The sequence below is a fragment of the Pseudomonas sp. P5_A12 genome (assembly GCF_056400685.1).
Map to the genome: position 1 here is coordinate 1 of NZ_JBFUKU010000426.1, position 3,432 is coordinate 3,432.

Sequence of the window (3,432 nt, forward strand, 5' to 3'; positions counted from 1 at the left end):
GCCGTATCGCCCGGAGAAAAACTCATGGAACGCCGCATAGGCGTACCAGGCTTCGTCGAAATGCAACACCTCGACGCTGTTGCCCAGGCTTTGTTTGATCAACTCGGCGTTGTAGCAAAGGCCGTCATAGGTCGAATTAGTGATGACCGCTAATTTGACCTTGGGCGCTCGACCTTTGGTCAGCGGGCTGGCGTCGATCTTGGCCTGGATCGATTCGCGGCTGAATTCGCTCAACGGAATCGGGCCGATGATCCCCAGTTCGTTGCGCTCCGGGCATAGGTACAACGGTATCGCGCCGGTCATGATGATCGAATGCAACACCGACTTGTGACAGTTGCGGTCCACCAGCACCAGGTCATCCCGGGCGACCATCGAATGCCAGACGATTTTGTTGGCGGTCGAGGTGCCATTGATCACGAAAAAGGTGTGATCGGCGCCGAAGTTACGCGCTGCGCGGGCTTCGGCTTCGGCCAGCGGACCGGTGTGATCGAGCAAGGACCCCAATTCAGGCACCGACACGGATAAATCCGAACGCAAGGTGTTTTCCCCAAAAAACTGGTGGAATGCCTGCCCGACCGGGCTCTTGTGATACGCCACGCCGCCGCCGTGGCCTGGCGTGTGCCAGGAATAATTGGAATCGGCGGTGTGTTGCACCAGCGCCTTGAAAAACGGCGGCAACAGACCGTCCAGGTACTTGCGCGCGGCCCTGGCCACTTGCCGGGCCAGGAACGGCACCGTGTCTTCGAACAGATAAAGAATGCCGCGCAACTGATTGAGTTCGGCCATCGCATCAGCCGGCGCGTTTTCCAGCGTCACCTGCTCGCCGAGGGCGAAGATCGGCAGGTCTGGCGCACGCACTCGCGCCAGACCTATCAACTCGGCCATGTTTTGCAACAAATGCGAGTTGGTGCTGGCATCTTCTGCGGCAATCAACATGCAAGAGAGGCCGTGATGGGTCGATGCGACCAGCCGCCCTTCGGCGTAATCCACCGCCGAAACAATGCTGAAGCCTTCCTGCTCCAGCTCCCGGGCGATGCCCCGCACGCGATCACCGGCGACGGTGTCGGCCTTGATGTCGCGGTGGACGATCAGGACCGGGAATTTCAAATCTTTATACATGGGGCTCAGTATCCTGAGGCGGCAGACCGTGGCCTGCCAATACCCTCAGGGTAGAGGGTTGCTGCGGATGTGGCGAGTGGCGATGCCCTGAAGTGGGTCGCCATGTGCACGCTAATGTCGCAAGCGTGAAAGACCGGTAGCAGCTGCTACGCCTGCGCCTTGGCATCCGCCAGTTGCTGCCACAGCGACGGGGCGCCAGCGGCTTTTGCAATGGCTTCAAGACGCGCCACATGCTGGGCCAGGTCATCTTCGCTGGCGCGGATGATGCGGGCGCGTGTGCGGTCGGCCGGTAAACGGCGGATTTCGGTGGCGGAGTTGTCCGCACCTTCGCCGGAGCCATTACCGTCGGAGGCATTACCGGCCAGCGACAGACTGGTCTGCCCGCCGGTCATGGTCAGGTAAACGTCAGCCAGAATCTCGGAGTCGAGCAACGCGCCGTGCAGCTCACGACCCGAGTTGTCGACGCCATACCGTTTGCACAAGGCGTCGAGGCTGTTGCGCTGCCCCGGGTGACGCTCCCGGGCCATCATCAAGGTGTCGAGGATCGAGCAGTGTTGGGTGATGTCCGCACGATCATGCTGGCCCATCAGGGCGAATTCGTTGTTGATGAAACCAACGTCGAACGCCGCGTTATGGATGATCAGTTGCGCGCCTTTGATGAACTCGAAGAACTCATCGGCCACTTCAGTGAAACGCGGCTTGCCCACCAGAAATTCGTTGGTGATGCCGTGGACGCCGATGGCGCCTTCGTCACTCTCGCGATCCGGCTGCAGGTAGACGTGAAAGTGCCGACCGGTCAAACGCCGACCGATCAACTCGACACAACCGATTTCGATAATCCGGTGGCCGTCGGTCACCGGCATGCCGGTGGTTTCGGTATCGAGTACAACCATCCTCTGAGCCATGCTTTGTTAATTCCCCATCTCTGATCACTCCCCGAAGGCCAACGATATTAACACATTGAGTCACGCTCGGTAATTTTAAGTACCGAGAAAGTGTAAATGAGGAATGTCAAACTTTCTTACTCCGCATCATTGTAAACGCGCGTGAGAAAAACACATGAACAGATACCGATCAGTTCGCCCCACATTGCAACGCTACTATCATCGCCAAAATGAATACACACAACTATGACGAGAAAATCAGAGATGAGAACCAGCCAAAGATCACCTCTGAATTACCTAAACAATGAGACAGAACGAATCATCAGCCATATATTGACGCCGTAAAAAAACACAAACGATAGTTACATATTGACCTTACAAAACCAACAAACACTAGCCATATATTGACAGCTCTGACACCCACGAACGTTTGCTAAAATTGCCCCCGAAAATTCATACAACTTTAGATATATATTGCCATCTCTCGGTAGCACCTACGAAATAGAAAATAAAGATATTTTATTAACTACAGCTTTAAAAAATTACTTGCACCAACACACTAAAGATGATCAGAATTGGCCATGCATTTAGRCGAGCTTCATATGACATACAAATTACGAAGCTTCATCGCAAAAAACGGTGAGCGCTTTACACAAATCTATGACTCGGACAATCTCGGATTCCCGCTATTTCACCCGACACTATACTGCGCACTTGAATTACGTAACAACCTCACTCACAACACACAAAAAAACCGCATGTACATTATAAAAAAAATACTTACATGGGCACAAAGCATGAAGATAAGCATAGAGGCTCGTTTTGAAAAACAAAATTTTCTCTCTATGGCCGAATGTAGAAGCTTAGTAAATTTCTTGGCAATAAAGAAAAACTCTACAAATGGTGACGTTGTTTGCAATACAAAAATAAACGAAGCATTAATTACAACCTCAAAATACTTAGTATGGCTTGCGCACATAATTTGCGGCACGCACTTATCACCACAACTTAAAGAATCCATTATTATTATGGAAAAAGAAATCCTCCGTCAAAAACGGAAAAAAGGATCTTCCGCAGCTGAGTCCCGCAAATTTATTGCAAAAAAAATCAGTGCAAACATGGAGAAAGAACTTAAAACAATATTCTCTTCTTTATTCTCGATAAAGACAGACAACTCAAATTCAGAAATTTATTTTAGGAACATGATATGCCTACAAATTCTTTACGAAACAGGTATTCGCATCGGGGAACTACTAAGCCTTCAACTGTCATCATTTGATGACGGAACCGGAGGGGACGAACCATCTTTGTCTATCAAGCGCTCGCACGACGATCCGAATGATGACAGAGTCGCTCAACCCACAGCCAAAACTTTGGAAAGAATACTTTCCATAAGCGAGGACTTGAGCAAAAAAATCACTCACTACCT

3 protein-coding genes are annotated in these 3,432 nt (G+C 51.3%); 1 reads left to right on the forward strand and 2 read right to left on the reverse strand.

The genetic code is table 11. The features are described 5' to 3' along the window. Both AC1DSG_RS29240 and dnaQ read right to left on the reverse strand, forming a co-directional pair. Positions 1 to 1,119: Orn/Lys/Arg decarboxylase N-terminal domain-containing protein (locus tag AC1DSG_RS29240; RefSeq protein ID WP_477793978.1), on the reverse strand; the 1,119-nt coding region annotated here is incomplete at its 3' end. A 146-nt stretch (positions 1,120 to 1,265) separates the two neighbouring features. Next, a complete protein-coding gene (gene dnaQ, locus AC1DSG_RS29245) occupies positions 1,266 to 2,024 on the reverse strand; it encodes a DNA polymerase III subunit epsilon (protein WP_477793979.1) in 759 nt (252 codons plus the stop codon). Between the two features lie 581 nt (positions 2,025 to 2,605). Here dnaQ and AC1DSG_RS29250 point away from each other — a divergent pair. Further along, positions 2,606 to 3,432: hypothetical protein (locus tag AC1DSG_RS29250; RefSeq protein WP_477793980.1), on the forward strand; the 827-nt coding region annotated here is incomplete at its 3' end.

Bases quoted from the DNA above. Each gene is read 5' to 3' on its own strand.
- dnaQ (WP_477793979.1), bottom strand. From the start codon at position 2,024: ATGGCTCAGAGGATGGTTGTACTCGATACCGAAACCACCGGCATGCCG.